The sequence below is a fragment of the Nocardioides bruguierae genome, assembly GCF_023656415.1.
GTDB lineage: Bacteria > Actinomycetota > Actinomycetes > Propionibacteriales > Nocardioidaceae > Nocardioides > Nocardioides bruguierae.
On the sequence record NZ_JAMOIL010000010.1, the window covers coordinates 153,482 to 179,387 of the forward strand.

Below are 25,906 nucleotides of genomic sequence, written 5' to 3' on the forward strand. Positions count from 1 at the left end.
CTGAAACGGGTTCCCCGACGTGGGTGGCCTAGTCGCCGGCGGAGGCCTGGCGCACCGCGCCCGAGGTGCGGGCGAGGTGGTGGAGGACCGGCAGGCTGGCCGGGGAGACCGCGGTCGACGACCCGGTCGGGGTGGTGCTGGACTGCGAGACCGGCTGGTTCACCGACGTGGCCGGGGTGGGCTGCCCACCGGGCACGACCCCCATGGTGACCGCCGCGAAGCCGAAGACCGCGGCGCCCGCGGCACCACCGACGCCGGCCGCCAGGCCCACGTGGCGCCACGGACGCGGCGGGCGGCCGTCATCCGTGCGCGGGGGCAGGCCGGCGGACATCGCCAGCAGGGCCTCACCGGACGGCGGGGCGAGGTGCGCGTCGACCCCGAAGCCGGGCCGCGGCGCGCAGGCGCCGCCCTTGAGCAGGCCCTTGAGGGAGTCCGAGGCGCCCATGCCGGTCTCGGTGCGCGCCAGGCCGGAGAGCCGGTCCTTGACCCAGCCCTCGCGCTCGACGAGGTCGCGACAGGCGTGGCAGCCGTGGACGTGCGTCCACCACCGCTCGGCCTCCGCCTCGGGCAGCTGGCCGTCCAGCAGGGCGCTGGCCCGGTTGCCCAGGTGGCCGCCGATCACGTGGTCCCCCGCACGACCGGCTGCGCGCCCGTCAGCGGGGGCAGCAGCGGCCCGGAGTAGCGCAGGCGGCCGGCGCGGGGCGCACGGTGGGCCAGGGCGGAGCGCAGCATCGAGCGGCCGCGGTGGATGCGCGAGCGCACCGTGCCGAGCTTCGCGCCCAGGATCTCGGCGATCTCCTCGTAGGAGAGGCCCTCGACGTCGCACAGGACGACGGCGGCGCGGAAGTCCGGCGGCAGGGTGGCCAGCGCGCTCTCGACGTCGTCGTCGAACTGCTGGTCGGCGAAGGCGACCTCGGGGGCCGGCGCGCTGCTGGTGAGGCGCTCGGCCCGCTCGTCGGAGAGGGCGTCGAAGCGGATGCGCTGCTTGCGGCGCGCGCCGTCGAGGAAGAGGTTGGTGGTGATGCGGTGCAGCCAGCCCTCGAAGGTGCCGGGCGTGTAGGTGTCCAGCGACCGGAAGACGCGGACGAAGACCTCCTGCGTGAGGTCCTCGGCGTCGTGCCGGTTGCCCGTCAGCCGGTAGGCCAGACGGAAGACGCGGTCGGAGTGCTCCTCGACGATCTGGTCCCACGAGGGCGTGGCCGCACCCGGGTCCGTGATCGTCGTGGTCTGCGTGCTCATCGTGCTCCTGGGTCAGGTGCGGTGTGGTGGCGGCCCCGGAGGGGTGCCGCGTCCTCCCTCACGCTAGTGCAGCGTGCTGAGAGAAGCCTGTGACCTGGCCCGGAGGTGCCGGCAGGTCGAGGGCTCTCCCGGTGGGCGGCTCTCGACCTGTGCAACGCCACGCGCGGCGCGGAAGTTCCCGACCTGGGGCCCGCACGCGTGCCGGGGCCCGGGCGCGCCGGGCGAAGGTATAGGTTGACCAGCAACGATCCACGCCGGTGGACGACGGAGGAGGACGTCATCAGCACGCCGATCTCGCCCACCGCCTGGGCGTTCACCGAAGGATTCGTCCCCGAGGACGAGATCCTCGCCGAGGCCCGCTCGCGCGCCCAGGAGATGGGCGTCGGCGCGATCGACCCCGGCACCGGGGCCGCCCTGCGCTTCCTCACGGCCGCGCTCGACGCGCGTGCCGTCGTCGAGATCGGCACCGGCACCGGCGTCTCCGGGCTGTGGCTGCTGCGTGGCATGCGTGCCGACGGCGTGCTCACCACCGTCGACGTGGAGGCCGAGCACCAGCGCCTGGCCAGGCTCGGCTTCACCGAGGCAGGCTTCCCGGCCCAGCGCGCCCGCACCATCCCGGGCGCCGCGCTCGAGGTGCTGCCCCGGCTCACCGACAGCCACTACGACCTCGTCCTGTGCGACGCCGACCCGCACGAGGCCGGCGCCTACCTGGACGAGGCGCTCCGGCTGCTCCGCCCGGGCGGCGTGGTCGTCGTGGTCGACGCCCTCTCCGCCGGCCGCGTGCCGGACCCCGCCCAGCGCGACGAGCTCACCGTGACACTGCGCGACCTCGGCCAGCGCGTGCTGGACGACGAGCGGCTCCTGCCCGTGCTCCTGCCGGTCGGCGACGGCCTGCTCTGCGCGCGCCTCGTCGGCTGACGCAGCCAGCTCGGAAGCAGCACCCGGACACAGCACCCCGACACAGCACCGGCCCGGACGGAGTCCCCGTCCGGGCCGGTGTCGGTCCTGGTGGTGCCGGTGGGCGCTCAGTCCTGCCCGACGCCCGCGAGCGGGTCCTGCGAGCCGAGCCAGGTGAGCAGCGTGCGAGCGCCCCAGCCGGTCGGACCGGTCGTCCACTCGTGGTTCTCCACCGGCGAGTCGCCGACGGAGGCCACGTCCAGGTGCGCCCACGGGAGGCCCCCCGTGAACGGCTTCAGGAACAGAGCCGCGGTGATCGCGCCCGGGCCGCCGCCGGCGTTGTCGGCGTCGGCCACGGTGGAGCGCAGCCGGTCGGCGTAGGTGTCGTCCAGCGGCATCCGCCACAGCGGCTCCCCCGCGGCACCGCCGGCCTCACCGAGCAGGTCGGCGAGGGCGTCGTCGGAGGCGAAGTAGCCGCCGGTGCGGAGCCCGAGCGCCACCTTCATGGCGCCGGTCAGCGTGGCGACGTCGACCATCGCGGCCGGCTTCACGTTCTCCACCGCGTAGGCGAGGGCGTCGGCCATGACCAGGCGTCCCTCGGCGTCGGTGTTGGTGACCTCGGTGGTGCGCCCGCCGTAGTGGCGCAGCACGTCGCCGGGGCGCATGCTCGCGGCACCGACGGCGTTCTCGGCCGCCGCGATCAGGCCGACGACCTTGACCGGGCAGCCGACAGCCTCGAGGGCCGCCATCGTCGCGAGGACGACGGCGCCGCCGGTCATGTCGCGCTTCATCGAGACCATGCCCTCGGCGGGCTTGATGGACAGCCCGCCGGAGTCGAAGGTGATGCCCTTGCCGACCAGCACCACGGTCGGGGTGCGGCGGGTGGCGCCGGGCGGGGCGTAGTCGAGCCGGATCATCCGCGGCGGGGTGACCGAGCCCTGGCCGACGCCCAGGATGCCGCCGAAGCCCTCGGCGACCAGGCGCGGCTCGTCCCAGACCGTGCAGTCCAGCCCGGCGGCGTCGGCGACGGCCTCGGCCTGCGCGGCCAACCAGCCGGGGTTCTTCAGGTTCGAGGGCACCGTGGCCAGGAAGCGCGCCGTCCAGCCGGCCTCGGCGAGGGCGAGGCCGCGACGCAGCGCGTCGGCCCGCTCGTCGGGGCAGCCGGCCAGCACGACCAGCGGCGGCGGGAGGAACGGCGGCGGGCCCGAGCGCCAGGTGAAGGCGAACGAGCCGAGCACGAGGCCGGTCACCAGGGCCTGGAGGCCCTCGTCGTCCACGGCGGCGGCCAGGGACGTGGCCACGGGCCCACCGTCGCGGGTCGCGCGCGCCAGCGTGGCGCCGGCGCGGCGGACGTCGGTGGGGGCCCCGGCGCCGAGGCCCACGAGCAGCACGCGCCGCAGCGCGGGCTGGGCGGTGCTGCCGCCGGGCACGGGGACGCTGACGACCTCGCCGACCGCGCCGGTGGCGCGCTCGGACTCGAGCACCCCCAGCAGGTCGAGCCCGAGGGCGTCGGCGACGGTCTCGCCGTCGGGCCCCAGCAGGGGCACGGCGGGGCCGTCGCCGTCACCGGCCACGGGGGCCGGGAAGGTGGGGAGGGCGATGACCTCCGCCTCGTCCACGCCCAGCACGGAGGCGGGGTCGAGGACGACGGCGGGAGGCGTCACCTGGGTGGGCAGCTCCGGGATGTCAGGAAGCATGCAGTGCGGCGTCAGCCGACGACGGCGTTCAGGGCCTCGCCCAGGGCGCCGGCCTCGTCCGCGTTGAGCTCGACGACCAGACGGCCGCCGCCCTCCAGCGGGACGCGCATCACGATGCCGCGCCCCTCCTTGGTGACCTCCAGCGGGCCGTCGCCGGTCCGCGGCTTCATGGCCGCCATCTCGTACCTCTTCCCTCATCGGCAGATGGTTCGTGGCCGGACCTCCGGCGCACGGCGGTCGACACCGCCGGACCATTATCCCCCATCGCTGGTCGTGCGCTTGCACGGCGCCGCCGGTCGCGGCGCGTCGGGGCACCCGCGGGCGCTGTCGGACGCGGTCAGGCCGCCTCGTCCGCGCCCCACTCGAGCCCGCCGTAGGCGGCCCCGAAGATCCGTAGCACCTGGCGCGGCGCCCGCTTCACCAGCCGCTTGCGGGTGGGCGTGCGGCCGTACTCCACGGTGAGCGCCGAGCCGTCGAAGTGGTGGTTGTACCAGGACGTCATGGTGCCGTAGCAGGTGCCGCCGCAGTCGAAGGTCTTCTCCGGCAGGTGCAGCTTCTTCGCCACGCGGCGGGCGAAGGCCCGGTCCTTGGTGTCGGTGTCGACGCCCTTGAGCGGCTGGTGGAAGGAGAGGATGCGCTGCGGCTGCACCTTCTTCAGGAACGCCATCACGGCCTGGGTCTCGGGCTCGCTGGCCGGCCCGCTGCCGGACTCGTAGCGGCCGTCGAGGTCGCGCCACCGGTAGGGCCAGTTGCGGTTGAGGTCGACGCCGTTGGCGTTGGCGCGGGTGTCGGCGGCGAGGCCGTCGGGGTTGAAGGTCGGCACGACCCACAGGTCGATCCCGACGACCGGGTCGCCGTCGCGCAGGGTCTGGAGGAGCCAGCGGGTGCGGCGCTCGTCCCCGTGCATGGTGGCGATGAGGACGACGCTGGGCACGCCGCGCCGGGCGGGCTCGCCGAGCCGGTAGGCCATGATCGGGCGGCCCTCCACGGACTCGCCCAGCTTGCGGCGCGCCACGACGGCGGGCTGGTCCTCCCGGGCCAGTGCCGCGGCGAGCACCTGCCCGGTCCGGGTGGTGTCGGCGGTGGCCGGCGCCGGGAGCGCCAGCAGCGTGGCGGTCAGCAGCAGCGAGACCAGGACGGCCGTGCGGGTGGTCGGTGTCGGCATGGGTACTCCCTCGTCGCGGGGGCGACTCGTCGGCGGTGCGGCCTGGCGGGGAGAGCGGGACGGTCGGGCGCCCGAGCCCTCAGACCAGAGCCAGAGCGTAGGCGACGGTGAGGGCCGTCACGGCGAGGACGGTGCCGACGTGTCCCACCCGGGAGAGGGCGCGGCTCTCCTGCCCGGCGGCGTGCCGGGCGACCCGCCTGCCGACCTCGGGGCGGCGCCAGCGGGCGAGCAGGGCCAGGCCCGCCAGGGCCGTGAACCAGTAGCAGCCCAGGCCCACGATGCCGACGCCCGCGCTCCCGGGCGCGCTGTCGGCGGGGAAGGCCAGGAAGACGGCCCAGACGAGGGTGCCGACCAGGCCGGTGACGGTGTGCAGGAGCAGCCAGGAGCGGGTGCCGGGACGACCGGCGAGCCGCACCCGGGTCACGAGCACGACCACCGCGACGAACGCGGTGAGGACGGCGGCGGCGACGGGGGCGAGCACCGGGCGAGTGTGCCTCATCCCCCCTGAAGGGGTGAGGTCGGGCCGTCGGCCGGGTCGGGCTCGTCAGGGTCTCGTTGCGGCTCCTCGGTGCCCTCGACCGGAGCGGCCGGCGCCTCGTCACGGGCGTGGTCGAGGGCCTCGACCCGAGCCTGGTCTCGGGCCTGGTCCCGTGCCTGGTCCCGCTCGGTGGCCAGGCGGTCCAGGAGCGCGTCGACCTCGCTCATCCGGTAGCCGCGGAAGGCGAGGGAGAAGCGGACGCGACGCAGGTCGTCGCCGGTGACCTCACCGGCCGGGACCGAGGCGTCGGGCCGGTCGTCGAAGGCCGGCGCCAGGGGCTCGCCCTTGCCGGCTGCCAGCAGGGCGACCCCGCCCATGGCGAGCACGACCAGGGCCGCCAGGAACCACATCATTGCGGTCGCTCACTCCCCCAGCAGGCCGCCGAGCGGGGCGCTGGCCTCGCGCATGAGGCTCACCGCCAGCTCGACGTCGTCGGTCACGGTCATCATGTCCAGGTCGGACTGCTTGATCTTGCCGGACGCCAGCACGGAGCCGCGCAGCCACTCCACCAGCCCGCCCCAGAACTCGGTGCCCAGCAGCACGATCGGGAACTGCGTGACCTTGCCGGTCTGCGCGAGGGTCAGCGCCTCGAACAGCTCGTCCAGGGTGCCGAGGCCACCGGGCAGCACCACGAAGCCGCGGGCGTACTTGATGAACATGGTCTTGCGGACGAAGAAGTAGCGGAAGTTCACGCCGTGCTCGACGAACTCGTTCATGCCGGTCTCGTACGGCAGCTCGATGCCGAGCCCGACGCTGAGGCCGCCGGCGGTGCGGGCGCCCTTGTTGGCGGCCTCCATGGCGCCGGGCCCGCCGCCGGTGAGCACCGTGAAGCCCTCCTCGGCCAGACGCCGGCCGACCTCCTGGGCGGCGGCGTAGGACGGGTCGTCGACCGCCGTCCGGGCGGAGCCGAAGACGGCGATGGTGGGCCCGAGGTCGGAGAGCTGGCCGAAGCCCTCCACGAACTCCGCCTGGATCTTCAGCACCCGCCACAGGTCGGTGTGGGTGTCGAGGCGGGCCCCGGGGTCCAGCAGCCGCTGGTCGGTGGTCCCGTCGCCGCGGCTGCCTCGCCGGGGAGCCTGCCGCGCCGGGGACATCCCGCTGCGCTCGATCTTCCGCTCCTGCTCACTCACCGCTCAGCCACCCCCGCAGCGCGTCCTCGCACCGGTGCAGGTCGGCCAGCGGCACGTGCTCGTCGGCCTTGTGCGCGAACAGCGGGTCTCCGGGGCCGTAGTTGACCGCCGGGACGCCCAGGTCGGTGAAGCGGGCCACGTCCGTCCAGCCGAACTTGGGCGCCACCCGGCCGCCGATCGCCTCGACGAACGCGGCGGCGGCCGGGCGGTCCAGGCCCGGCAGGGCGCCGGGTGCCAGGTCGGTGAGGGTGACGTCGTAGCCGGAGAAGAACTCCCGCACCCACGCCTCGGCCTCCTGCGTGGAGAGGTCCGGGGCGAAGCGGTAGTTGACGGTCACGACGCACTCGTCGGGCACGACGTTGCCGGCCACTCCCCCGCTGATCCGCACCGCGTTGAGGCCCTCGTGGTACTCGAGGCCGTCGATGACGGGCTTGCGCGGCTGGTAGGCGTTGAGCCGGGCGAGGACCTCGGCGGCGCCGTGGATGGCGTTGACGCCCTTCCACGACCGCGCGGAGTGCGCCCGCTCGCCGCGCGTGCGGACCTCGACGCGCAGCGTGCCCTGGCAGCCCGCCTCGACCGCGGCGTTGCTGGGCTCCATGAGGATCGCGAAGTCGGCCTCGAGGAGGTCGGGCCGCGCCTCGACGAGCCTGCGCAGACCGTTGTGCTCGGCCTCGATCTCCTCGGCCTCGTAGAAGACGTAGGTGACGTCGCGGACGGGCTCGGGGACGCTCGCGGCCATCCGCAGGATGACGGCGTCGCCGCCCTTCATGTCGCAGGTGCCGAGGCCGTGCAGGAGACCGGCGGCCTCGTCGAGCCGGCTCGGCAGGTTGCCGTTGACCGGCACAGTGTCGAGGTGGCCCGCGATCACCACGCGCTCGCCGCGCCCCAGGTCGGTGCGGGCGACGACGTTGTGGCCGATCCGGGTCACCTCCAGGTGCGGCAGCGCGCGCAGGGCCGCCTCCACCGCGTCCGCGATGCGGGCCTCGTCGAGGCTGACGGACTCGATGTCGACGAGGCTGCGGGTGAGGGTGACGACGTCGGTGGTGAGGTCCAGCGCGTCGAGGGCCGCGCCGGCGGGGGTCGTGGAGCCGGTCATGGGATCAAGTCAACCAGCCTCCCCGCCCCGTCGGCCCGGAGGACGCGCGTGCCGGACGCGGGCGACCCGGGCCGTCCCTCGCAGCGGCAGCAGGGACGACCCGGGTCGCGTTCGTGGCCAGGCGGGGGCAGCCCCCGGTCACCGGGGCGGGTGGCCGGGGGCTGCGGGGCCTGGGAGCCCACCCGGCCCGGGGCGGAGGAGGTCTCCACCCCGGGCGCGGGGTCGGGGGGTGTGGACGCGTACCGGTCAGCGCACCCGACGGATGCCCGTCTTGGCGAACGACGTGGTGTCGGTCTTGGCGACGCGGATGAAGTACGCGGTCTTGCGGCGACCGTTGAGGTCCTTGACCTTGAAGATCGCGAGGCCGGAGGCGTTGACGGCCTTCGACTTCAGGATGACCTTGCGGCCGTTCTTGCGGACCTTCACCAGGGACGCGGTCGCGCCCTCGGCGGCACCGGCCGGGCGGGTGCGGACGGCGAGCTTGTCGGCCAGGCGGCCGGTGTTCTTGCCGCGGATGACCGCCGAGATCTTCGTGACCGGGTCGTCGGTGCGGAAGGTGACCACGTCCTCCACGGTGACGGCCTGGCCGTCGTAGGTGACGGTGGCGGTGACGGTGGCGTCACCCTCCTCGTCCGAGGTGAAGGTGTAGAACGCCTTGCCGGCGGCGCCGGTGGTCTTCTCGTCCGAGGAGTCGTTGCTCTCCGAGCCGGCACCCGAGCGGACGAAGTTCACCGTCGCCCCGCGGACCGGGTTGCCGTTCTGGTCGAGCACCTGGACGGTCTCGGTGACGGTCTCGCCGACCACCGGGTCCGCGTCGGAGCCGTCGGAGAGGGTCACGGTGCCCGCCTCGAGGTCGGGGGCGTACCAGTTGACCGTGTAGTCGTCGGTGACGTCCTCCGAGGCGTCGACGCGGGAGCCGCCGGCGCCGAACTCGGTCGTGGGGGCGTCCCACGTGGCGGTGACGGTCTGCTCGACCTCCTGGCCCGAGTAGTTGTAGGCGGTGCCCTCGTAGTCGCCGTCGTCGTAGTCGGTGTCGCCGTCGACGCTGGTGTCCGCGAAGGGCACGTCGTCGGAGAGCATGAAGCTCTCGTCACCGACCCGGTTGCCGAACTGGTCGGTGGTCACCACGGAGAAGAAGACCTCCTCGGTGGAGCCGACGACCACGTTCGGCAACGTGCTCGGGTTGAACTTCGCCGTCGGCTCGAGCATCACCTCGCCGGCGTTGAGCGGGTCCTCGCTGGTCCAGTCGACGTCGCCCTCCTCGGTGACGTCGCCGGCGGTGGCGGAGACCGTGCCCATGACCATGCCGTCGTCGTCGAGGTCCTCGTCGCGACCGATGGAGACCCACGCGGTGCCTCGCCGGACCCGTCGGTGGTGACGGTCATGGTGTCGCCCTCGTCGGCCCACTCGCCGGCCATGGTGCCCGCGGCGCCGGCCTTGCCGTCGGTGAAGTAGCCGTGGTCGAGGGAGAGCTCGACCTCGGTGTTGGCCAGCGGGTCGTCGGCGTCGCCGTTCTCGTCGGCGCTGGAGACGGTGACGGTGATGCGCTGGAGCTCACCGGCGCTGTCGCCGCCGAAGGCGCCGGGCATGTCGACGTCCACGTCCACCACGCCGGGGGTGAGGTCGAGGAGGAACTCGACCGAGACGGCCTCGTTGTCGAACTGCGGGTCGCGGAAGGTGAGGGTGCCGGACTCCTCGGTCTGCGGGTCCGTGACCGGGTCGCTGACGGTCGCCGTGGCGACGCCGTCGGCGTCGGTCGTCAGCGCCACGCTGGCCTGGGGGTCGCCGTCGGCGTCCAGCACCATCGCGTCGTCGCCGACGTAGTCGGCGGACAGGTCGCGCTTCGGGAGGGGGGTGCCGTCCTCGAGGGCCAGCACGGCGTCGACGTCGACGTCGCCGCCGGCCATCGCCTGCACGGTGTCGGGGTCGCTGGTGAACGCGGCCTCGCCCGCCTTGACGGTGAGCACCTCAGAGGCGGCGATCGCGCCGTTGCCGAAGCCGTCGCCCTCGAGCTCGGCGACGAGCGTGTAGGAGCCGGAGGGGCCGCCGGTCGGGAAGGCGATGGTGGCGGTGCCGGTGCCGTCGGTGGTGGCGGTGGCCTCGGTGGTCTCGCCCGGGTCCACGGCGCTGTCGAACAGCGTGTACTCCCAGTGGTAGGTGACCGTGCGGCCCGCCTCGTCCACGGGGTTGCCGTTCTGGTCCTTGACCTGCACGGTCACGTCGCCGGGCGCGTACTCGTCCATGTCGAACGCGGCGCCGTCGGCGCTGGTGGCGTCGAGCTCGGTCTCGGCGGGCAGGTACTGGTCGACGGTGACGGTGTCGGACTTCTTGTCGCCCAGCACCGACTGGTAGCCGGCGGCCGCCGTGGCGTCGGCGTAGTAGTAGGCGTTGGAGCCGGCGGCCTGGGAGAAGGTCGCCTGGCCGTCGGCGTCGGTGAGGAAGGAGTCCACGTCGGAGGAGTCCGAGACCCGGGCGCCGGCGATCGGCATGCCGTTCTGGTCGGTGACGGTGACGGTGACGTCGGTGCTCTCGCCGGTCGGCAGCACGTCGTCGGCGGCCTCGGCGGTCACCGTGGTGATCGTCTGCTCGTACAGGCCGAACGCCTCGGTGTCCTCGGTGGCGCCGGAGGCCCGCAGCAGGAGCTGGTTCGGCGCCCCGTAGACGTAGGGCGAGGCCATGGTGGCGGTGCCGGAGATGTCCACGACGCCCGTCCAGCTGCCGGTGGAGGCACCGGCGGCGGTGGTGTCGTCGGCGGTGCCGCCGTCCTGGAACATGCCGTCGGCGAAGTAGGCCAGGTCGGGCGCGGACGAGGTGGAGCCGGTGCCGTGGACGATCACGTGGTCGCCGCCGTAGGGGGCGCGGAAGACGCCGAGCGCGCCGCCGTCGGTGATGTTGGTGGTCTCGGCGGAGTTGAGCACCGTGACGCCGGGGACGGCGTCGTCGGTGGTGCCGCCGCCGGCCAGGGTCGCGGTCGCCCGGACGGTGAGCAGCGCGCCGGAGAGGGCGCCGGGGCTCCACTCGTAGGCGAAGGTGCCGTTGTCGCCGGTCGCGGTGCCGATCGTGGTCCACGAGGCGCCGCCGATGGAGTACTCGAACGTCACGCCGGTGACGTTCGCGCCGCCGATCGCGGTCAGGCGCACCGAGGTGTTCTGGCCGTCGTCCTTGGTGGAGACGACGCTGCCCGGGTCGACCATCATCACGTCGTCGGCGGTGACGCCGGCCGAGGTGGCGACCGACTCCGCGCTCGCGCTGCCGGCGAGGAGCGGGAGACCCGCGATCGCCAGGGCGGCGACGGCCGTGGTGGCCAGCCCCCGCTTGATGCCGCTGCTGTTCATGTCTGAAGACCTTTCGCACGTGGAACGCACCTCGGCCGGAGGGGATCGGAGAGCGATCCCGGCGAGGTGGTCACCGGCACCGGAGCCGGCGAACGCGGAGAACGTAAGGAGACCCCGACGTTGCACGAGCGTTTTGTGTTCTTTACCTTTAGCCCGGCAACAAGTAATCCCTGACACTCTCGACGTGAGAGACAAGTCACGCGTTTCGCCGACGCCCGCACCGCGCGGGCCGCGTCGTCTCGCCGCCGGCAGGCGCCCCCAGCGCCCGCCCGGAGCCACGGACCGCCCCAGCGGCCCGTCGTTCCCGCCAGCGACCGAGACACCCCCGAGGAACCGTGAGCATCACCGTGCGCCGACCTCTGCCCGGACCCGACGGCAGGCCGCCCCTGGTCCCCGCCGCACCGAGGTCCCCACCCGAGCCCGACGTCGCCGTGGCCGACCGCCGCAGCTGCCGGTCGACACCACCGGCCCCACCTCGTCCGGCCTGGACGCCGGCGTGCGCGTGGCGTGGCTGCTGGCCACCACCCGCAACCTGCACCCCGACGGGGCCCACGACGACCGGTCGGCGTTCAAGCAGGCCGTGGTCGCGCAGGGCGTGCCCGCCGACCTCTCGCGGCTCTCCCGGTGGGAGTCCGGCCAGCTCCACGCCCCCGAGCGGCTGCTCGCCGCGTACGAGACGGTGCTCGGCACCCGACCGCTGGGCCTGCGGGGCCCGGACCGGCTGCTGCACCGCTACGACCTGGCACAGCGTCCGCCCGCCGACCGCCGCTCCGGGCGGCCGGAGCCCCGCCCCGAGGCGCTCGTGCCGCTGCTGGAGCAGATCACCGACGCACCCCGGGTCACCGGTGTGGACTGGCTGGCGGTGGCCCGCGAGCTGTCCCGCTTCGACTTCGTCTTCCTGCGCCCGGAGGAGTGGACGGGGCTGACCTCCCGCCTCGTCGCGGAGACGGTGAGCAGCCGCGGGCTCGACCAGGCGCTGCGCTTCGAGGCGCTCGCCTCGCTGCTGGAGGTGCCCTCCACCCGCCGCCAGGTGCTGCACGCCCTGGGCCTGCGGCTCACCGACACCTCCACCAGCACCGCCGGCCCCCTCCTGGCCCTGCTCGCCCAGGTGCCCGATCCCGCGGCCGCCCGCCTCGCCCTGCGCTTCCTGGACGACCCCCGCCCGGCCGTGCACCGCGCGGCCGTGGACGTCGTCGCCGACCTGGTGGCCACGGAGCAGGTGGACGCGGTCGGGCTCGGCGTGGCCGAGCAGCACGCGGTCCGCGGCCTGCTGTCGGAGGAGGACCGCGGCACGGCCGAGCTGGCGAACCTGCTCGCTGCGCTGCCGTCGTCCCGCTTCAGCCGGGTGCTCGAGCCCGTGCGCGGGCAGCACGTGCGCACCTGGGCGCTCACCGCCCGCGAGACCGGCCTGCTGCTGCCCGAGGAGGTGGTCCGGGTGCTGGTGCGCCGCGTGGCCGGCGAGGTGCAGGTGGCGACGCCCAGCCGCTACGTCACCGAGCCCGACCAGATGCTCGCCACGCTCGTCACCGAGGTGCTCGTCCACGTGAGCGGCCAGCGGCGCCGGCTCGCGGCGTGGACCCTGGCCGCCAGCCCGTACGCGCCGGCCTGCGTCGAGGTGCTCGCGGCACTGGCCGACACCAGCGCCGAGCCGGTCCGCGAGCGCGCCCGGGAGGCTGCCCGACTGCTTGCCGGGCCCGAGGCTGCGTGCGGCCGAGGCCTGGTGGACGGCACCCGGTGCGACCGGCAGTCGGACCTGGTGACGACACCCCTGGTCTGTGGGCTGTTCTCACCGTCCACCCGGGACGTCATACGGAGCGGACGCAGTGTCCCTCAGAGGTATGACGTCCCGGGTGCCGGTGCGCGGTCAGGCCTTGGCGACGAGGACGGCGGCGGTCTCGCCGTCGCCCACGGCCACCTCGGTCGCGCCGGCCGGGGCGGTGCCCGTGACCTCGAAGGAGGTCGCCAGCGTCTCGGAGGTGAGCAGGTCGCCGTGCGCGGTCGCGGCGGCCTGGACGGCGTCGCCGCCGGCCACGGTCAGCGCGATCCGGTCCGAGACCTCCAGACCGGCGTCGCGGCGGGCCTGCTGGACGGCGCGCACCAGGTCGCGGGCCAGCCCCTCGGCCGCCAGAACCTCGGTCACGGTGGTGTCCAGCACGACGAAGCCGCCGCCCGGCAGCACGCCCACGGCCACGCCCTCGTCGGCGGAGCCGGCCACGGTCTCGAGCGTGTACTCGCCCTCGACCAGCGCGATGCCGCCCGCGGTCACGACGCCTGCCGCGTCCACGGACCAGTCGCCCGACTTCGAGCCCTTGATCGCCTGCTGCACCTGCTTGCCCAGGCGCGGGCCGGCGGCACGCGCGTTGACGGTGAGCTTCTGCTCCACGCCGTAGGCGGCGGCCTCGTCGGCGTCGGCCGCCAGGAGCCGCACGGACTTCACGTTCAGCTCGTCGGCGACGATGCCGGTGAAGTCGGCCAGCGCCGCCTCGTCCGGCACCACGACGGTGAGGCTGGACAGCGGCAGGCGGGTGCGGTGGCCGGCGGCCTTGCGCAGCGCGGAGGCGGCCGAGCAGACCTCGCGGACGGTGTCCATCGCGGCCACGAGCGCGTCGTCGGCGGGCAGGTCGTCGGCGGACGGGAAGTCGGTCAGGTGCACCGAGCGTCCGCCCGTGAGCCCGCGCCAGATCTCCTCGGTGACCAGGGGCAGCAGCGGGGCCGCGACCCGGCAGACCGTCTCCAGCACCGTGTAGAGGGTGTCGAAGGCGGCGGTGTCGTCGGCCCAGAACCGGTCGCGGCTGCGGCGGATGTACCAGTTGGTGAGCACGTCGAGGAACGAGCGCACCGCGTCGGTGGCGTCCGAGACCGCGTACTCGTCCATCGCCTGCGTGGTCTCGGCGACCAGGTCGCGGCACTTGGCGAGCAGGTAGCGGTCCAGCGGGTCGCTCGAGGTGGTCGAGGACGAGGCGGTGTGCCCGGCCCCGTCGTTCGCCGCGTTCGCGTAGAGGCTGAAGAAGTACCAGCTGCTCCACAGGGGCATGAGGACCTGACGCACCGAGTCGCGGATGCCCTGCTCGGTGACGACCAGGTTGCCGCCGCGCAGGATCGGGCTCGACATGAGGAACCAGCGCATCGCGTCCGCGCCGTCGCGGTCGAAGACCTCGGAGACGTCGGGGTAGTTGCGCAGCGACTTGCTCATCTTGTTGCCGTCGCTGCCCAGCACGATGCCGTGGCTGATGCAGTTGCTGAAGGCGGGCTTGCCGAACAGCGCCGTGGCCAGGATGTGCAGCGTGTAGAACCAGCCGCGGGTCTGGCCGATGTACTCGACGATGAAGTCCGCCGGGAAGTGGCCCTTGGTGGCCGCGGTGCCGTCGAACCAGTCGGCGTTCTCGAACGGGTAGTGCACCTGGGCGTAGCTCATTGAGCCCGAGTCGAACCAGACGTCGAGCACGTCGGTGACGCGGCGCATGGTGCTCGTGCCGGTCGGGTCGTCGGGGTTCGGGCGGGTCAGCTCGTCGACGAACGGGCGGTGCAGGTCGGGGTTGCCGTCCTTGTCGCGCGGCAGGTCGCCGAAGTCGGCCTCCAGCTCGGCGAAGGAGCCGTAGACGTCGAGGCGCGGGTAGGCCGGGTCGTCCGACTTCCACACCGGCACCGGGGAGCCCCAGAAGCGGTTGCGGGTGATCGACCAGTCGCGGGCGTTGGCCAGCCACTTGCCGAACTGACCGTCCTGGATGTGGTTCGGCACCCAGTTGATCTGGGCGTTGTTCGCCAGCATCTGGTCCTTGATCGCCGTGACCGAGACGAACCAGGACGAGACGCCCTTGTAGATCAGCGGCTGCCGGCAGCGCCAGCAGTGCGGGTAGCTGTGGTCGTAGGTCTCGCGGCGCAGCAGGATCGTGCCCGGGGTCGCGGAGCCGGTCTCGGCGGTCTCGAGGCTCGCCTCGCTCGCACCTCGACCACCGGAGGCCCCACCGTAGGCACGCGTCACCGCCTTGAGGTGGTCGATGACGTGCGGGTTCGCGTCGAAGACCTGCATGCCCGCGTACTCGGTGACCGGGGCGGTGAACGTGCCGTCCTTGCCGACCGGCATGACGGCCTCGATGTTCTCGCGGTCGGTGACCTCCTTGTCGACCTCACCGAAGGCGCCGGCGGTGTGGACCAGGCCCACACCGTCGGTGGTGGTGACGGCGTCGTCGGCGGCCACGACGCGGAAGGCGTTCTCGCGGCCCTCGTAGTAGGAGAACGGCGGGGTGTAGGTGCGGCCGAGCAGCTGGGCGCCGGTGTAGCGGCCGAGCACGGTGGGCTCGTCGGCGTCCGGGTACAGCTCCTTCTTGTAGGAGCCCAGGCGGGCCTCGGCGATGACGTACTTGGCGGTCGCCTCGGTGCCGGGCACCGGGCCCTCGACGACCACGTAGTCGATCTCGGTGCCGACCATGACTGCGAGGTGGCTCGGGAGCGTCCAGGGCGTGGTCGTCCAGACGAGGAGGTGGGCGCCGTCCAGGACGGGGTCGTCCCCGGTGGCGTCCATCTGCAGGCCGACGGTGACGGCCGGGTCCTGGCGGTTCTGGTAGACGTCGTCGTCCATCCGCAGCTCGTGGTTGGAGAGCGGGGTCTCGTCCTGCCAGCAGTACGGCAGCACGCGGAAGCCCTCGTAGACGAGGCCCTTGTCGTGCAGCGACTTGAACGCCCAGATGACCGACTCCATGTACTCGGGGTTCATGGTCCGGTAGTCGTTGTCGAAGTCGACCCAGCGCGCCTGGCGGGTGACGTAGTCGCGCCACTCGCCGGTGTACTTCATCACCGACTCGCGGCAGGCGGCGTTGAACGTGTCGATGCCGAGCTCGACGATCTCGTCGGTGGTCTTGATGCCGTTGAGGCGCATCGCCTCGAGCTCGGCGGGCAGGCCGTGGGTGTCCCAGCCGAAGCGGCGCTCGACGCGCTTGCCGCGCATCGTCTGGTAGCGCGGCACCAGGTCCTTCACGTAGCCGGTGAGCAGGTGGCCGTAGTGCGGCAGGCCGTTGGCGAAGGGCGGCCCGTCGTAGAACACGAACTCGTTGCTCCCGTCGGCGCCGGGGTCGCGGGCCTCGACGGAGGCGCGGAACGTGCCGTCCGCCTCCCAGTAGGCGAGCACCTTCTCCTCGATGCCCGGGAAGCGCGGGGACGAGGGGACGCCGGCGTGCTCGGCGTCGCCGCCGGTCGAGACCTGGGGATAGGTCGCCATGAGGTGAGCTCCTGGGAGGTGGTGGTGTCGTCTCTGCGTCGAGGACGACCACCCCTGTGCCGGGACGACCGCGGTACCACCTCGGTTGCCGCGCCCGGTGCTGCGTGGGTGCGGCCACTCTTCACGGCTGTGACGGGCCTACCCGTCCGGTTCTACTGAGGCCGGTCTCGAGACGGTCGCTGCGCGACCTCCTCGACCACCGGTACCTGTTCTTCCGGAGGCTCGCCGCTGATGACGGCTCGAGCGCCTGTGCGTCGATGGTAGCCACGCGGGAGGCCTGCGCGTAAACCGGATTGCGTGCACGCCCGCCGGCGGGGTGGGGTGGCCCCATGACCGGACTGTGGCTGTCGCCCGAGGACGACCCGCGCACCGCCCTCCCCCAGGAGCGCGGCGAGAAGCCGACCGTGCTCGGCTACCTGGCCCACTACCGGCTCACGCTGCGCCTGAAGTGCGCCGACCTGACGCCGGAGCAGCTCGCGACCCGGTCGGTGCCGCCGTCCTCGATGTCGCTGCTGGGGCTGGTGCGCCACCTCGCCCGGGTGGAGCACCACTGGGCCCGTCGCTGCGTCGAGGGCCACGAGGAGCTGGACCGGCTGTACCGCACCGAGGAGCAGCCCGACCTCGACTTCGACGGCGTCGAGCCGACGCAGGCGTGCGTGGACGAGGCGTGGGCGTCGTGGGAGCGGGAGGTCGCGCACGCCGAGACGGTCTACGCGGCCGCCGAGCCCGACGCCGTGGTCACGTTCCGCGGGGAGCCCCTGGAGGTCCGCGACGTGCTGGTCCACATGGTCGAGGAGTACGCCCGGCACCTCGGCCACGCAGACCTGCTGCGCGAGTGCCTCGACGGCCGCACCGGCGTGTGACCGACGCGTGACCGGCCCGGCCGCCGCCCGACCATGACGTTGTGACCGGCGTCACTCTGCGGTAGACGCGGATCACCGATTCCGTCTGGAACCGGTTACATCCCTGGTCCACTCGGGAGGACCCATGACGCACCCCGCCCTGCCCACGCACGCCTCAGCACCACGTTCGCCCAGAGCACCCGGCTCACCCAGCTCACCCAGGCGCCGCCGGCGCACCGCACTCACCGCCGTGGCCGCCGTCCCGCTGGTGGCGGCCCTCGCCGCGGTCCCCGGCCAGGCGCTGGCCGGCACCACCGGGGCCGCGCCCGCCGGCACGTCCGCGGACGCGGCCGACCGGGACACCGACCCGCTGGCCTTCGCCGGACCGCGCGAGACGCCGTTCGCCTGCGAGACCAGCGAGTTCCGCACCGCCGACGGGTCGATGCTGCCGGCGTCCGAGGGCCCTGACTGCGTCGTGCCCACCGAGGTCGACCACGTCTACCGCACCACCGACGGCCGGTTCGAGCCGCTGCCCGCGGGGCAGGAGCACCCCGCCGACCTCGCCTTCACCCGCGTCGACGGGGAGCGCGTGCCGTACGTCGTGCGGGTCGAGACCGGCGTCGCCGACCGCGGCATCTACGAGATCGCGATGCTCGACGACCCCGCCGACGACGTGGAGCCCGCCCCCGGCACCCGCTCGCCCGGCTGGAACGGTCGGCTCGTCTACACCTTCGGCGGCGGCTGTCGCGCCGGGTGGTACCGGCAGGGCCCCGGCACCGGCGGCGTCCTGGTGCCGACCATGCTCGGCCGCGGGTTCGCCGTGGCCTCCTCCTCGCTCAACGTCTACGGCCACAACTGCGACGACCTGCTCTCGGCCGAGGTGATGGCCCAGACGAAGCGGGTCTTCGAGCAGACCTACGGCGCGCCCCGCTGGACGATCGGGTGGGGCTGCTCGGGCGGCAGCTACCAGGCCCACCAGATCACCGACAACTACCCGGGGCTGCTCGACGGCATCGTCTCGGGCTGCTCGTTCCCCGACGTCGGGTTCGGCACCTCGCAGATGCTGTTCGACTCCCGCGTCCTCCAGACCTACCTCGAGGGCCACCCCGACGCGCTGACGCCCGCGCAGCAGCAGGCCGTCGCGGGCTTCGGCGACCCCGCCGCCCTCGCGGCCATGAGCGACGGCGCGAAGCGGCTCGACCCCGACGCCGAGTTCGACGCCTCGGTGCCCGCGGCCCTGCGCTACGACGCCGCCACCAACCCCACCGGCGCACGCGGCACGATCTGGGACCACGCGGCCACCTCCTACGGGGTCGACCCGAGCACCGGGTTCGCCCGCGTGCCCAGCGACAACGTCGGCGTCACCTACGGCCTCGCTGCCTGGCGCGAGGGCGTGCTCGACGCCGACGAGTTCCTCGACCTCAACGCCGGGGTGGGCGGGCTCGACGTGGACGCCGAGCCGACCGCGGCGCGCACCGCCGCCGACCCCGTCGCCCGGGAGAACGCCTACCGCACCGGCCGCCTGCTCTGGGGCGGCAACGGCCTGGGCGACGTGCCCGTCGTCGACTACCGCGCCTACACGGACGAGGCGGGGTACGGCGACATCCACATGCGCTACCAGTCCTTCTCCACCCGGGCCCGCCTGGTGGCGGCCAACGGCGACGCCGACAACCAGGTGATGCTGGTCGAGGACGACAGCCGCGGGCTCTTCGACGCCTCCTCCCCCGTGCTCGTGCGAGCCCTGGAGGGCGTGGACCGCTGGATCGCGGCCACCCGTGCCGACCAGCGGCCCGGCTCCGCCCACGCCCGGGTCTCCCGCAACCGCCCGGCGGGCCTCACCGACGCCTGCTGGACGCCGGCCGGCGAGCAGGTCCGCGAGCGCCAGGTGCTGCGCGGCGACACCCGCTGCAACGACCTCTACCCGAGCTACTCCTCGCCGCGGATGGTGGCCGGCGGCCCCGTCGCCTCGGACGTGATCACCTGCCGCCTGGCCACCCCGGTGCGCAGCGACTACCCCCGCACGACGCGGGCCCAGTGGGCCCGGTTCGCCGAGGTCTTCCCCGACGGCGTGTGCGACTGGAGCGAGCCGGGCGTGGACCAGCAGGCGCCGGACGGCACCTGGCTGCGCTTCAGCGCCCCGGGCGCGTGGCAGGTCGGTGCGCGTCCGACCTCCTGAGGACGCCGGACGGCCTGGCCGGTCGTGCGCTCCCCGACGGTGTCGGGGTGCTCAGGCCGGCCAGGTCGCCGTGACGGCGGAGGGCAGCGAGCGGACCAGCGCCAGGCCGGTGCGCTCGGCGGCCACGCCGAGCAGGCGCTGGGCCTCGGCCCGCAGCTGCCAGGGCAGGGTGTGGGTGAGCAGGCGACCCACGGCGCCGTGCCGCGGCTCGGGGGTCTCGGCGTCGACCTGCACGAGCAGGCCGCTGGCCAGCACCTCGTCGAGCCCGTCGTGCCCGGCCGCGCCCTGCACGAGGGCCAGCGGGGCGTGCGGGCCGGCCACGAGGACCACGGCCAGCGCGGTCTGCCCGGCCAGGGTGAGCGCGCCGACGCGGGCGAGCACGCTGCGCTCGAGCAGGCCGGCGAACTCGGGCGCCAGCTCCTCGGGGTCCTCGGTGTCGGCGGCCCGCACGAGCAGGTCGTCGATCTCCGGCAGGTCCAGCAGGGCGGTGAGGCGCCCCGGGTTGCCGGCGCAGGCCCGCTGCAGGCAGGCCGCCGCGCCGCCGTCCGCGTCGAGGACCTCGCCGCGCAGCGAAGAGGCGAGGTGGGCGACGGAGGCGCGGTCGAGGCCGTCGAGGTCGATGACCGAGGCGCTGGGGTCCTGCGAGACCAGCGGGACGTCGGCGTGCGCGCCGAGCACGAGGGACACGCTGGAGCGCCAGGCGGTCTCGGCGAGCAGCCGCAGCTCCTCGGGCGAGCACAGGTCCGCGTCGTCGACGACGAGGCTGGTGCCGCGTCGGGCGGCGAGCGGGATGAGGTCGCGGGCGCTGGCGGGGGTGATGTCGACGTCCGTGCCGACCTCGGCCCACGGCGACCCGGCACCGCGACCCGGGCGACGGCCGGAGACCTCGAGGCGACGCGCGACCTCCTGGAGCACCGCGCTCACGCCCACCCCGGCGCGGCCGCGCACGAGCACCGGCCGACCCTCGCGGGCGGCGGCCTCGATGCGGGCCAGCTCCCGGTTGCGGCCCATGAGCAGGGGCGTCCGGGAACCGGCGGTGACTCCGGAGATCACGGTCGGCTCCCCCCTGGCCGGTGCGCCGGCCACGTCCTGCGCCGCGACTCCCCCGTCGTCGGCCTGTGACCCGAGGGTAGGTTCCGCCGGGTGGCCCGCCAAGGCATGCACCGCCGTTTCACCTGCGGTGGGTAGGACGCGGCGGGCGAGGCACCGCGTCCATCGCGTGGCACGGTTTCCGCCGGCGTCGGTGGGGCCTCCTAGGCTGGCCCGCGTGAGCGAGCAGAGCACCCCCGAGACCACCTCCCCCGGCGCCTGGGCCCACGGCCTGGTGACCCGCACCGAGGACGGCACCGTCCTGGACGCCTGGTTCCCCGAGCCCCGCCTGGGCGCCATGCCGCTGGGCGACGAGGCGCCCGTGGAGCTGACCGAGCTCACCGGCCCCGACGACGCCCGCCGGGTGCGACGCGACCTGGTGACCGTCGAGGTCGCCGACCTGGCCGCGCCGCCGGCCGACACCGTCGACGCGTGGCTGCGGCTGCACCTGCTCTCCGCCCGCCTCGTGCGGCCGCACGGCCTCAGCATGGACGGCGTCTTCGGCAAGCTGACCAACGTCGTGTGGACCACCGCCGGCCCCTGCGCCGTGGAGGGCTTCGAGCTCACCCGCGCCCGGCTGCGCGCCCGCGACGGCCACGTCACCGTGCTCGGCGTCGACAAGTTCCCGCGGATGGTCGACTACGTGCTGCCCGCCGGCGTGCGCATCGCCGACGCCGACCGCGTGCGCCTGGGCGCGCACCTGGCCGAGGGCACGACCGTCATGCACGAGGGCTTCGTGAACTTCAACGCCGGCACCCTGGGCGCCTCGATGGTCGAGGGACGCATCTCGGCCGGCGTGGTGGTCGGCGACGGCTCGGACGTCGGTGGCGGCGCCTCGATCATGGGCACGCTGTCGGGCGGCGGCAAGGCCGTCATCTCCGTCGGCGAGCGCTGCCTGCTCGGCGCCGAGTCCGGCCTGGGCATCCCGCTCGGTGACGACTGCGTCGTCGAGGCCGGCTGCTACATCACCGCCGGCACGAAGGTGACCGTGCTCGAGCCGGGCGCCGAGCCGCGCCTGGTCAAGGCGCTGGAGCTGGCCGGCTCCTCCAACGTCCTCTTCCGCCGCCACTCGGTGACCGGCCGCATCGAGGCCGTTCCGTGGAAGGGCGAGGGCATCACCCTCAACGCGGACCTGCACGCCAACTGAGCAGCCCCTCCCGACGCGGCCACCGACGCGGCGGCCGCGTCGGGAGGAACGGGCCCGGCCGGGCGGCGAGTCGATTCGCCCCGGCTTGGCCCGACCCGGACGATGTCCTCATGCGGAAGGTGGCGGTGGGCGTCGTCGTGCTCGGCGTCGTCGCCGTCGCGGCGTTCGCCGGCGTGCGCGTGCTGCTGGACCGGGTGGTCTCGCCGTTCCTGGCCTCCCCCGAGTGCACGGCCACCGTCGACGACACCACCGTCACCCTCAGCCCGGAGCAGGCGCAGAACGCGGCCCTGATCGCGGCCATCGCGGTGCGCCGCGACCTCCCGGCCCGCGCGGCCACCATCGCCCTGGCCACCGCCTACCAGGAGTCGGACCTCTACAACCTCTCCACCGGCGACCGCGACTCCCTCGGGCTCTTCCAGCAGCGCCCCTCGCAGGGCTGGGGCACCGAGGACGAGGTGCAGAACCCCGCCTACGCCACCAACGCGTTCTACGACGCACTGGTGGCGGTGGACGGGTGGCAGGACCTGCCGATCACGGTGGCCGCCCAGGAGGTGCAGCGCTCGGCGTTCCCGGAGGCCTACGCCGACCACGAGAACGACGCCCGGGTGCTCGCCTCGGCGCTGACGGGGTGGTCGCAGGCCGCGTTCACCTGCGTGGCCGGCGACGCCCCCTCCGCCGGCCCCACCCGGCTGCTGGAGTCCGGCCTGACCCGACGCGCCGACCGGGTGCGCCGGGAGGTCCTGGCCGTCTTCGGTGACGTGCCGCTCGGCGGGTTCGCGCCCGGTGGGGTGACCGACGGCCACTCCGAGGACTCGGCGCACTACGACGGCCGGGCCGTGGACGTCTTCTTCCGCCCCGTGGACGAGTCCTCGAAGGTGAGCGGCTGGGCCGTGGCCCAGTACCTGGTGGCGCAGGCGGACCGGCTCGGGATCGCCACCGTCATCTACGACGCGCGGATCTGGACCGCGCGACGCTCGGAGCAGGGCTGGCGCGACTACGACATCGACACCGGCGACGCCGACGCGGCGACCCGGCAGGTGCTGCTGCACCGCGACCACGTGCACGTCGACGTCTACCCCTGACCCGACCCCTGACCCGGCCCGTGAGCCGACCCGTGCGGGCCCGTCAGGACGTGAACACCTGGTAGGTGACGGTGGTGGACGAGCCGTCCGTCTGCGCCGCCACGTCCACCTGGCCGTCCCCGCCCATGAGCAGGTAGCCGGTGCCGCCGGGCAGCTTCGTGCCGACCTCCCAGCCGGCCGTCTCGAGCCGCTTCACCGCCGCGGCCGCCGCGTGCTTCGCGGTGCCCGTGCCCGAGACCGTGACGTCGAAGGACTCCGAGGACCCCGATCCGGTCGTGCTCGACGCGGTGACGTCCCCGTCGAGCAGGGGCACCGTGTCGGTCGGGAAGTCCGCGGGCAGGGTGGACGACGAGGAGCCGGCCGACGCGCTGCTCTGCGTCGTCGCGGCCGCGGAGGAGGAGGCGGAGGCGTCGGTCGAGTCGTCGCTGCCGCAGCCGGTGAGGGCGCCGAGGCCCACCAGGGCGAGCACGGCGCAGCCGGCGACGGCGCGGGTGGAGCGGGTGCGGGTGGAGCGGTGGGAGCTGCTACGGGCGGGCTGGGCGTGCGTCATGCCCGCAGCGTCCCTCCGCCGCCTGAGCGGCGGGGTAACGCATGCCAAGGATCGCCTGCGAGACACCGCCCGCGGGGGCTCCCGACCGGGCTGCGCCTCCCCGCAGGGGCTCAGCCGGCGGCGAGTCGCTCGACGGCCGCGTCGACCCGCTCGTCGGTGGCGGTGAACGCCACGCGCACGTGGGTCGAGCCGGCGGCGCCGTAGAAGGTGCCGGGGGCGACGAGGATGCCGCGCTCGGCCAGCCAGGCCACCGTCTCCCAGGCCTCCTGCTCGACGCCGTCGACCACGCGGGTCGACCACAGGTAGAGCGAGGCCTCGGAGTGGTCGACGCGGAAGCCGGCGGTCTCCAGGGCGGCGCGCAGCCTCGCGCGGCGGGCGGCGTAGCGGGCGTGCTGGTCGACGGCGTGCTCGTCGTCGTCCAGCGCTGCCTTCATCGCCTCCTGGACGGGGCCCGGCATGATCAGGCCGAGGTTCTTGCGCACGGCCAGCAGCTCGGCCACCAGCACGGGGTCGCCCGCGACGAACGAGCAGCGGTAGCCGGCGAGGTTGGAGCGCTTGGAGAGCGAGTGCAGCGCGAGGATGTTCTCGTGGCTGCCGCTGCACACGTCGGGGTGCAGCACCGAGACCGGCGAGGCCTCCCACGAGCACTCGACGTAGCACTCGTCCGAGACCACGACGGTGCCGCGCTCGCGGGCCCAGTCGACGACCTTCTTCAGGTGCTCGGGCGGCAGCACGCGGCCGGTGGGGTTCGAGGGGCTGTTGAGCCACAGCAGCGCGGGTGCCTCGGGGCCCAGCGCGGTCAGCGAGTCGGTCGCGACCGGCGTCGCCCCGGCGAGCACGGCACCGACCTCGTAGGTCGGGTAGGCCAGCTCGGGGAAGACGACCGTGTCGCCCGGGCCCACGCCCAGGTGCAGGGCCAGCTGTGCGACGAGCTCCTTGGAGCCGACGGTGGGCAGCACCTGGTCGAGGCCGAGACCGGTGACGCCGAGGCGGCGCTCCATCCAGTCCAGGCACGCCTGCCGGGTCGAGGCCAGGCCGATCGTGGTCGGGTAGCCCGGCCACTGGGTCGCCGCGGCGAGCGCGTCGGCCGCCACGTCCGGGGTGGGGTCCACGGGCGTGCCGACGGAGAGGTCGACGATCCCGCCCGGGTGCGCCCGCGCCGTCTCGGCGTGGGCGCGCAGGCCGTCCCACGGGAAGTCGGGCAGCCTGCTGGAGACGGACGCGCGGCCCCGCACGAGCGGGGCCGCGGTCGCGGAGGTACTGCTCAGGGCTCAGCCCTGGTTCTGCGGCGGCAGGCCGGCGACGAGCGTCGCGTCCTTGTCGATGGCGCCGGTCTTGGCGGCGCCGCCCGGGGAGCCCAGGTCGTCGAAGAAGGTGACGTTGGCGTCGTAGTAGTCCTTGTGCTCGGCCGGCACGTCGTCCTCGTAGAAGATCGCCTCCACCGGGCACACGGGCTCGCACGCACCGCAGTCGACGCACTCGTCAGGGTGGATGTACAGCATCCGCTTGCCCTCGTAGATGCAGTCGACGGGGCACTCGTCCACGCACGCCTTGTCCTTGACGTCGACGCAGGGCTGGGAGATGACGTAGGTCATCAGGGTCCTCCTGAAAGTTCCTGTGGGGTGTCCGTGAGGACGACGGACACCTTCTCACCAGATGTCCACCCGCGGGCTCGCCCACCCTAGTATCCCGGCGTGCCGGATCCTGCGGAAGACCACCCCTCGACACCCGTCGCGTCCGGCGGGACCCCGTTCCTGGGCCCGCACGTGGTGGGTCGACGCGTGGTCGTGCGACGTCGGCTGCGCGGCGAGGCCGGCCCCAGCGGCGCCGAGGCGACCACCGACCTGCTGGGCGTCTGCCTGGCGTGGGACGAGGACAGTCTGCTGCTCGCGCCCGACGGCCCGCGGCACGGCGAGGAGGAGCCCGTGCGGATCGCTTTCGCCGACCTCGTCTCCGGCAAGCCGGTGCCGCCACGGGCCTCGGCGCTGGCGCGGGTCAGCGCTCGCGACGCCGAGCAGCACTGCCTCACGATGTTCGGCCACGTGGAGACCGAGGCGATCGGCGAGTGGGTGCTGCGGCACGACCCCGCGCCGGTGGGTCGCCCGCTCAAGCGCGCGACCTCGGTGCTGGCCATGGGCGACCCCGGGGTGGGCACGGACGAGGCCCTGCGCCGGGTCCTCGCCTGGTACTCCGCCCGCGACCGGCCGGCGTTGGCGCAGGTGGAGGCCGGCAGCGAGGTCGAGCAGGCGCTGCTCGACGCCGGCTGGAGCGTCGTCCCGGGCGGGGACGCCGAGATGCGCGCCGGGTCGCTCTCCCAGGTGCGGCGCGGCCGGCGCGGCCGGGGCGGCGACCGCGCGGTCCTCTCCCCCTCGTCCCTGCTGGAGCCCGCGCCCGGGCCCGGGCAGGTCGCCCGCGCCGAGGCGGCCGTGGCGGACGCCGGCGGCCGACTCGGCGAGTGCCACGCGGTGCTCGCGGCCGACTGGCTGGGCATGCACGGCCTGCGCGTGCGCCCCGAGCACCGCCGCCAGGGACTGGCCGGCGACCTGGTCGACGCCCTGCTGGAGTGGGCCGCCGAGCGCGGCGCGCGGTTCGCGTGGCTGCACGTGGAGACCGACAACGCGGCCGCGCAGGCCCTCTACGAGGGCATGGGCCTCGAGGTGCACCACGGCACCCGGTACCTCGTGCCACCGGGCACGCCCGCTCCCTGA

The 25,906-nt window shown here is 74.2% G+C and carries 22 protein-coding genes; 6 read left to right on the forward strand and 16 right to left on the reverse strand.

Annotated features, from left to right (window positions below; translation table 11 throughout):
- Nucleotides 1–28: 28 nt before the first annotated feature.
- Nucleotides 29–622 (reverse strand): hypothetical protein, encoded by a 594-nt coding sequence (locus tag M8330_RS09595; protein ID WP_250054169.1) that lies wholly within the window; start codon nucleotides 620–622, stop codon nucleotides 29–31.
- Nucleotides 619–1,239 carry an RNA polymerase sigma factor SigE gene (gene sigE, locus M8330_RS09600; RefSeq protein WP_250054171.1) on the reverse strand — a complete coding sequence of 207 codons (621 nt, stop codon included), beginning with the start codon at nucleotides 1,237–1,239 and terminating at the stop codon, nucleotides 619–621. The genes M8330_RS09595 and sigE overlap by 4 nt, the downstream gene beginning before the upstream one ends.
- A gap of 234 nt (nucleotides 1,240–1,473) precedes the next feature.
- On the opposite strand from sigE, the gene M8330_RS09605 reads away from it, so the two are divergent.
- Nucleotides 1,474–2,157 (forward strand): O-methyltransferase, encoded by a 684-nt coding sequence (locus M8330_RS09605; protein WP_284704478.1) that lies wholly within the window; start codon nucleotides 1,474–1,476, stop codon nucleotides 2,155–2,157.
- Between the two features lie 107 nt (nucleotides 2,158–2,264).
- On the opposite strand, the gene M8330_RS09610 is transcribed toward M8330_RS09605, so the two are convergent.
- The 10 genes from M8330_RS09610 to ileS all read right to left on the reverse strand — a co-directional run bounded on the left by M8330_RS09610 (nucleotide 2,265) and on the right by ileS (nucleotide 16,312).
- A complete protein-coding gene (locus M8330_RS09610; RefSeq protein ID WP_250827143.1) occupies nucleotides 2,265–3,833 on the reverse strand; it encodes a leucyl aminopeptidase family protein in 1,569 nt (522 codons plus the stop codon).
- 11 nt (nucleotides 3,834–3,844) lie between these two features.
- Entirely contained in the window at nucleotides 3,845–4,012 is a 168-nt protein-coding gene (locus M8330_RS09615) for a DUF3117 domain-containing protein (RefSeq protein ID WP_250054175.1), read from the reverse strand.
- Between the two features lie 158 nt (nucleotides 4,013–4,170).
- Complete coding sequence (locus tag M8330_RS09620) at nucleotides 4,171–4,998, reverse strand: M14 family zinc carboxypeptidase (RefSeq protein ID WP_250827144.1); 828 nt, start codon at nucleotides 4,996–4,998, stop codon at nucleotides 4,171–4,173.
- 79 nt (nucleotides 4,999–5,077) lie between these two features.
- Entirely contained in the window at nucleotides 5,078–5,479 is a 402-nt protein-coding gene (locus M8330_RS09625; protein WP_250827145.1) for a hypothetical protein, read from the reverse strand.
- Nucleotides 5,480–5,493: 14 nt separating this feature from the next.
- Nucleotides 5,494–5,889, reverse strand: coding sequence for a DivIVA domain-containing protein (locus M8330_RS09630; protein ID WP_250827146.1), 396 nt, complete (start codon nucleotides 5,887–5,889; stop codon nucleotides 5,494–5,496).
- 9 nt (nucleotides 5,890–5,898) lie between these two features.
- Complete coding sequence (locus M8330_RS09635; protein WP_250827177.1) at nucleotides 5,899–6,630, reverse strand: LOG family protein; 732 nt, start codon at nucleotides 6,628–6,630, stop codon at nucleotides 5,899–5,901.
- A 28-nt stretch (nucleotides 6,631–6,658) separates the two neighbouring features.
- Entirely contained in the window at nucleotides 6,659–7,762 is a 1,104-nt protein-coding gene (gene dapE, locus M8330_RS09640; RefSeq protein ID WP_250827147.1) for a succinyl-diaminopimelate desuccinylase, read from the reverse strand.
- Nucleotides 7,763–8,008: 246 nt separating this feature from the next.
- Nucleotides 8,009–9,067 carry an Ig-like domain-containing protein gene (locus M8330_RS09645; protein ID WP_250827148.1) on the reverse strand — a complete coding sequence of 353 codons (1,059 nt, stop codon included), beginning with the start codon at nucleotides 9,065–9,067 and terminating at the stop codon, nucleotides 8,009–8,011.
- Nucleotides 8,971–11,097 carry a hypothetical protein gene (locus M8330_RS09650; RefSeq protein ID WP_250827149.1) on the reverse strand — a complete coding sequence of 709 codons (2,127 nt, stop codon included), beginning with the start codon at nucleotides 11,095–11,097 and terminating at the stop codon, nucleotides 8,971–8,973. Before M8330_RS09650 ends, M8330_RS09645 begins: the two co-directional genes overlap by 97 nt.
- A gap of 1,864 nt (nucleotides 11,098–12,961) precedes the next feature.
- Nucleotides 12,962–16,312, reverse strand: coding sequence for an isoleucine--tRNA ligase (gene ileS / locus M8330_RS09655; RefSeq protein WP_250827150.1), 3,351 nt, complete (start codon nucleotides 16,310–16,312; stop codon nucleotides 12,962–12,964).
- Between the two features lie 329 nt (nucleotides 16,313–16,641).
- Here ileS and M8330_RS09660 point away from each other — a divergent pair, with 329 nt between their 5' ends.
- Together M8330_RS09660 and M8330_RS09665 are read left to right on the forward strand one after the other, a co-directional pair.
- Nucleotides 16,642–17,175, forward strand: a complete 534-nt coding sequence (locus M8330_RS09660; RefSeq protein ID WP_250827151.1) for a DinB family protein — start codon at nucleotides 16,642–16,644, stop codon at nucleotides 17,173–17,175.
- A 229-nt stretch (nucleotides 17,176–17,404) separates the two neighbouring features.
- Nucleotides 17,405–19,330 carry a DUF6351 family protein gene (locus tag M8330_RS09665; protein ID WP_250827152.1) on the forward strand — a complete coding sequence of 642 codons (1,926 nt, stop codon included), beginning with the start codon at nucleotides 17,405–17,407 and terminating at the stop codon, nucleotides 19,328–19,330.
- 51 nt (nucleotides 19,331–19,381) lie between these two features.
- On the opposite strand, the gene M8330_RS09670 is transcribed toward M8330_RS09665, so the two are convergent.
- Entirely contained in the window at nucleotides 19,382–20,383 is a 1,002-nt protein-coding gene (locus tag M8330_RS09670) for an ATP-binding protein (protein ID WP_250827153.1), read from the reverse strand.
- A gap of 214 nt (nucleotides 20,384–20,597) precedes the next feature.
- On the opposite strand from M8330_RS09670, the gene dapD reads away from it, so the two are divergent.
- Nucleotides 20,598–21,566, forward strand: coding sequence for a 2,3,4,5-tetrahydropyridine-2,6-dicarboxylate N-succinyltransferase (gene dapD, locus M8330_RS09675; RefSeq protein WP_250054194.1), 969 nt, complete (start codon nucleotides 20,598–20,600; stop codon nucleotides 21,564–21,566).
- A 110-nt stretch (nucleotides 21,567–21,676) separates the two neighbouring features.
- Nucleotides 21,677–22,648 carry a VldE C-terminal domain-containing protein gene (locus tag M8330_RS09680; RefSeq protein ID WP_250827154.1) on the forward strand — a complete coding sequence of 324 codons (972 nt, stop codon included), beginning with the start codon at nucleotides 21,677–21,679 and terminating at the stop codon, nucleotides 22,646–22,648.
- A 43-nt stretch (nucleotides 22,649–22,691) separates the two neighbouring features.
- Here the strand turns inward: M8330_RS09680 and M8330_RS09685 are convergent, their stop codons facing one another.
- The 3 genes from M8330_RS09685 to fdxA form a co-directional block, all read right to left on the reverse strand.
- Entirely contained in the window at nucleotides 22,692–23,198 is a 507-nt protein-coding gene (locus M8330_RS09685; protein WP_250827155.1) for a hypothetical protein, read from the reverse strand.
- A 110-nt stretch (nucleotides 23,199–23,308) separates the two neighbouring features.
- Nucleotides 23,309–24,433 (reverse strand): succinyldiaminopimelate transaminase, encoded by a 1,125-nt coding sequence (gene dapC, locus M8330_RS09690; protein WP_250827156.1) that lies wholly within the window; start codon nucleotides 24,431–24,433, stop codon nucleotides 23,309–23,311.
- A 36-nt stretch (nucleotides 24,434–24,469) separates the two neighbouring features.
- Nucleotides 24,470–24,793 (reverse strand): ferredoxin, encoded by a 324-nt coding sequence (gene fdxA / locus M8330_RS09695; RefSeq protein ID WP_250054207.1) that lies wholly within the window; start codon nucleotides 24,791–24,793, stop codon nucleotides 24,470–24,472.
- A gap of 99 nt (nucleotides 24,794–24,892) precedes the next feature.
- Here fdxA and M8330_RS22425 point away from each other — a divergent pair, with 99 nt between their 5' ends.
- Nucleotides 24,893–25,906: a GNAT family N-acetyltransferase gene (locus tag M8330_RS22425; protein ID WP_250827157.1), complete on the forward strand. Its 1,014-nt coding sequence runs from the start codon at nucleotides 24,893–24,895 to the stop codon at nucleotides 25,904–25,906.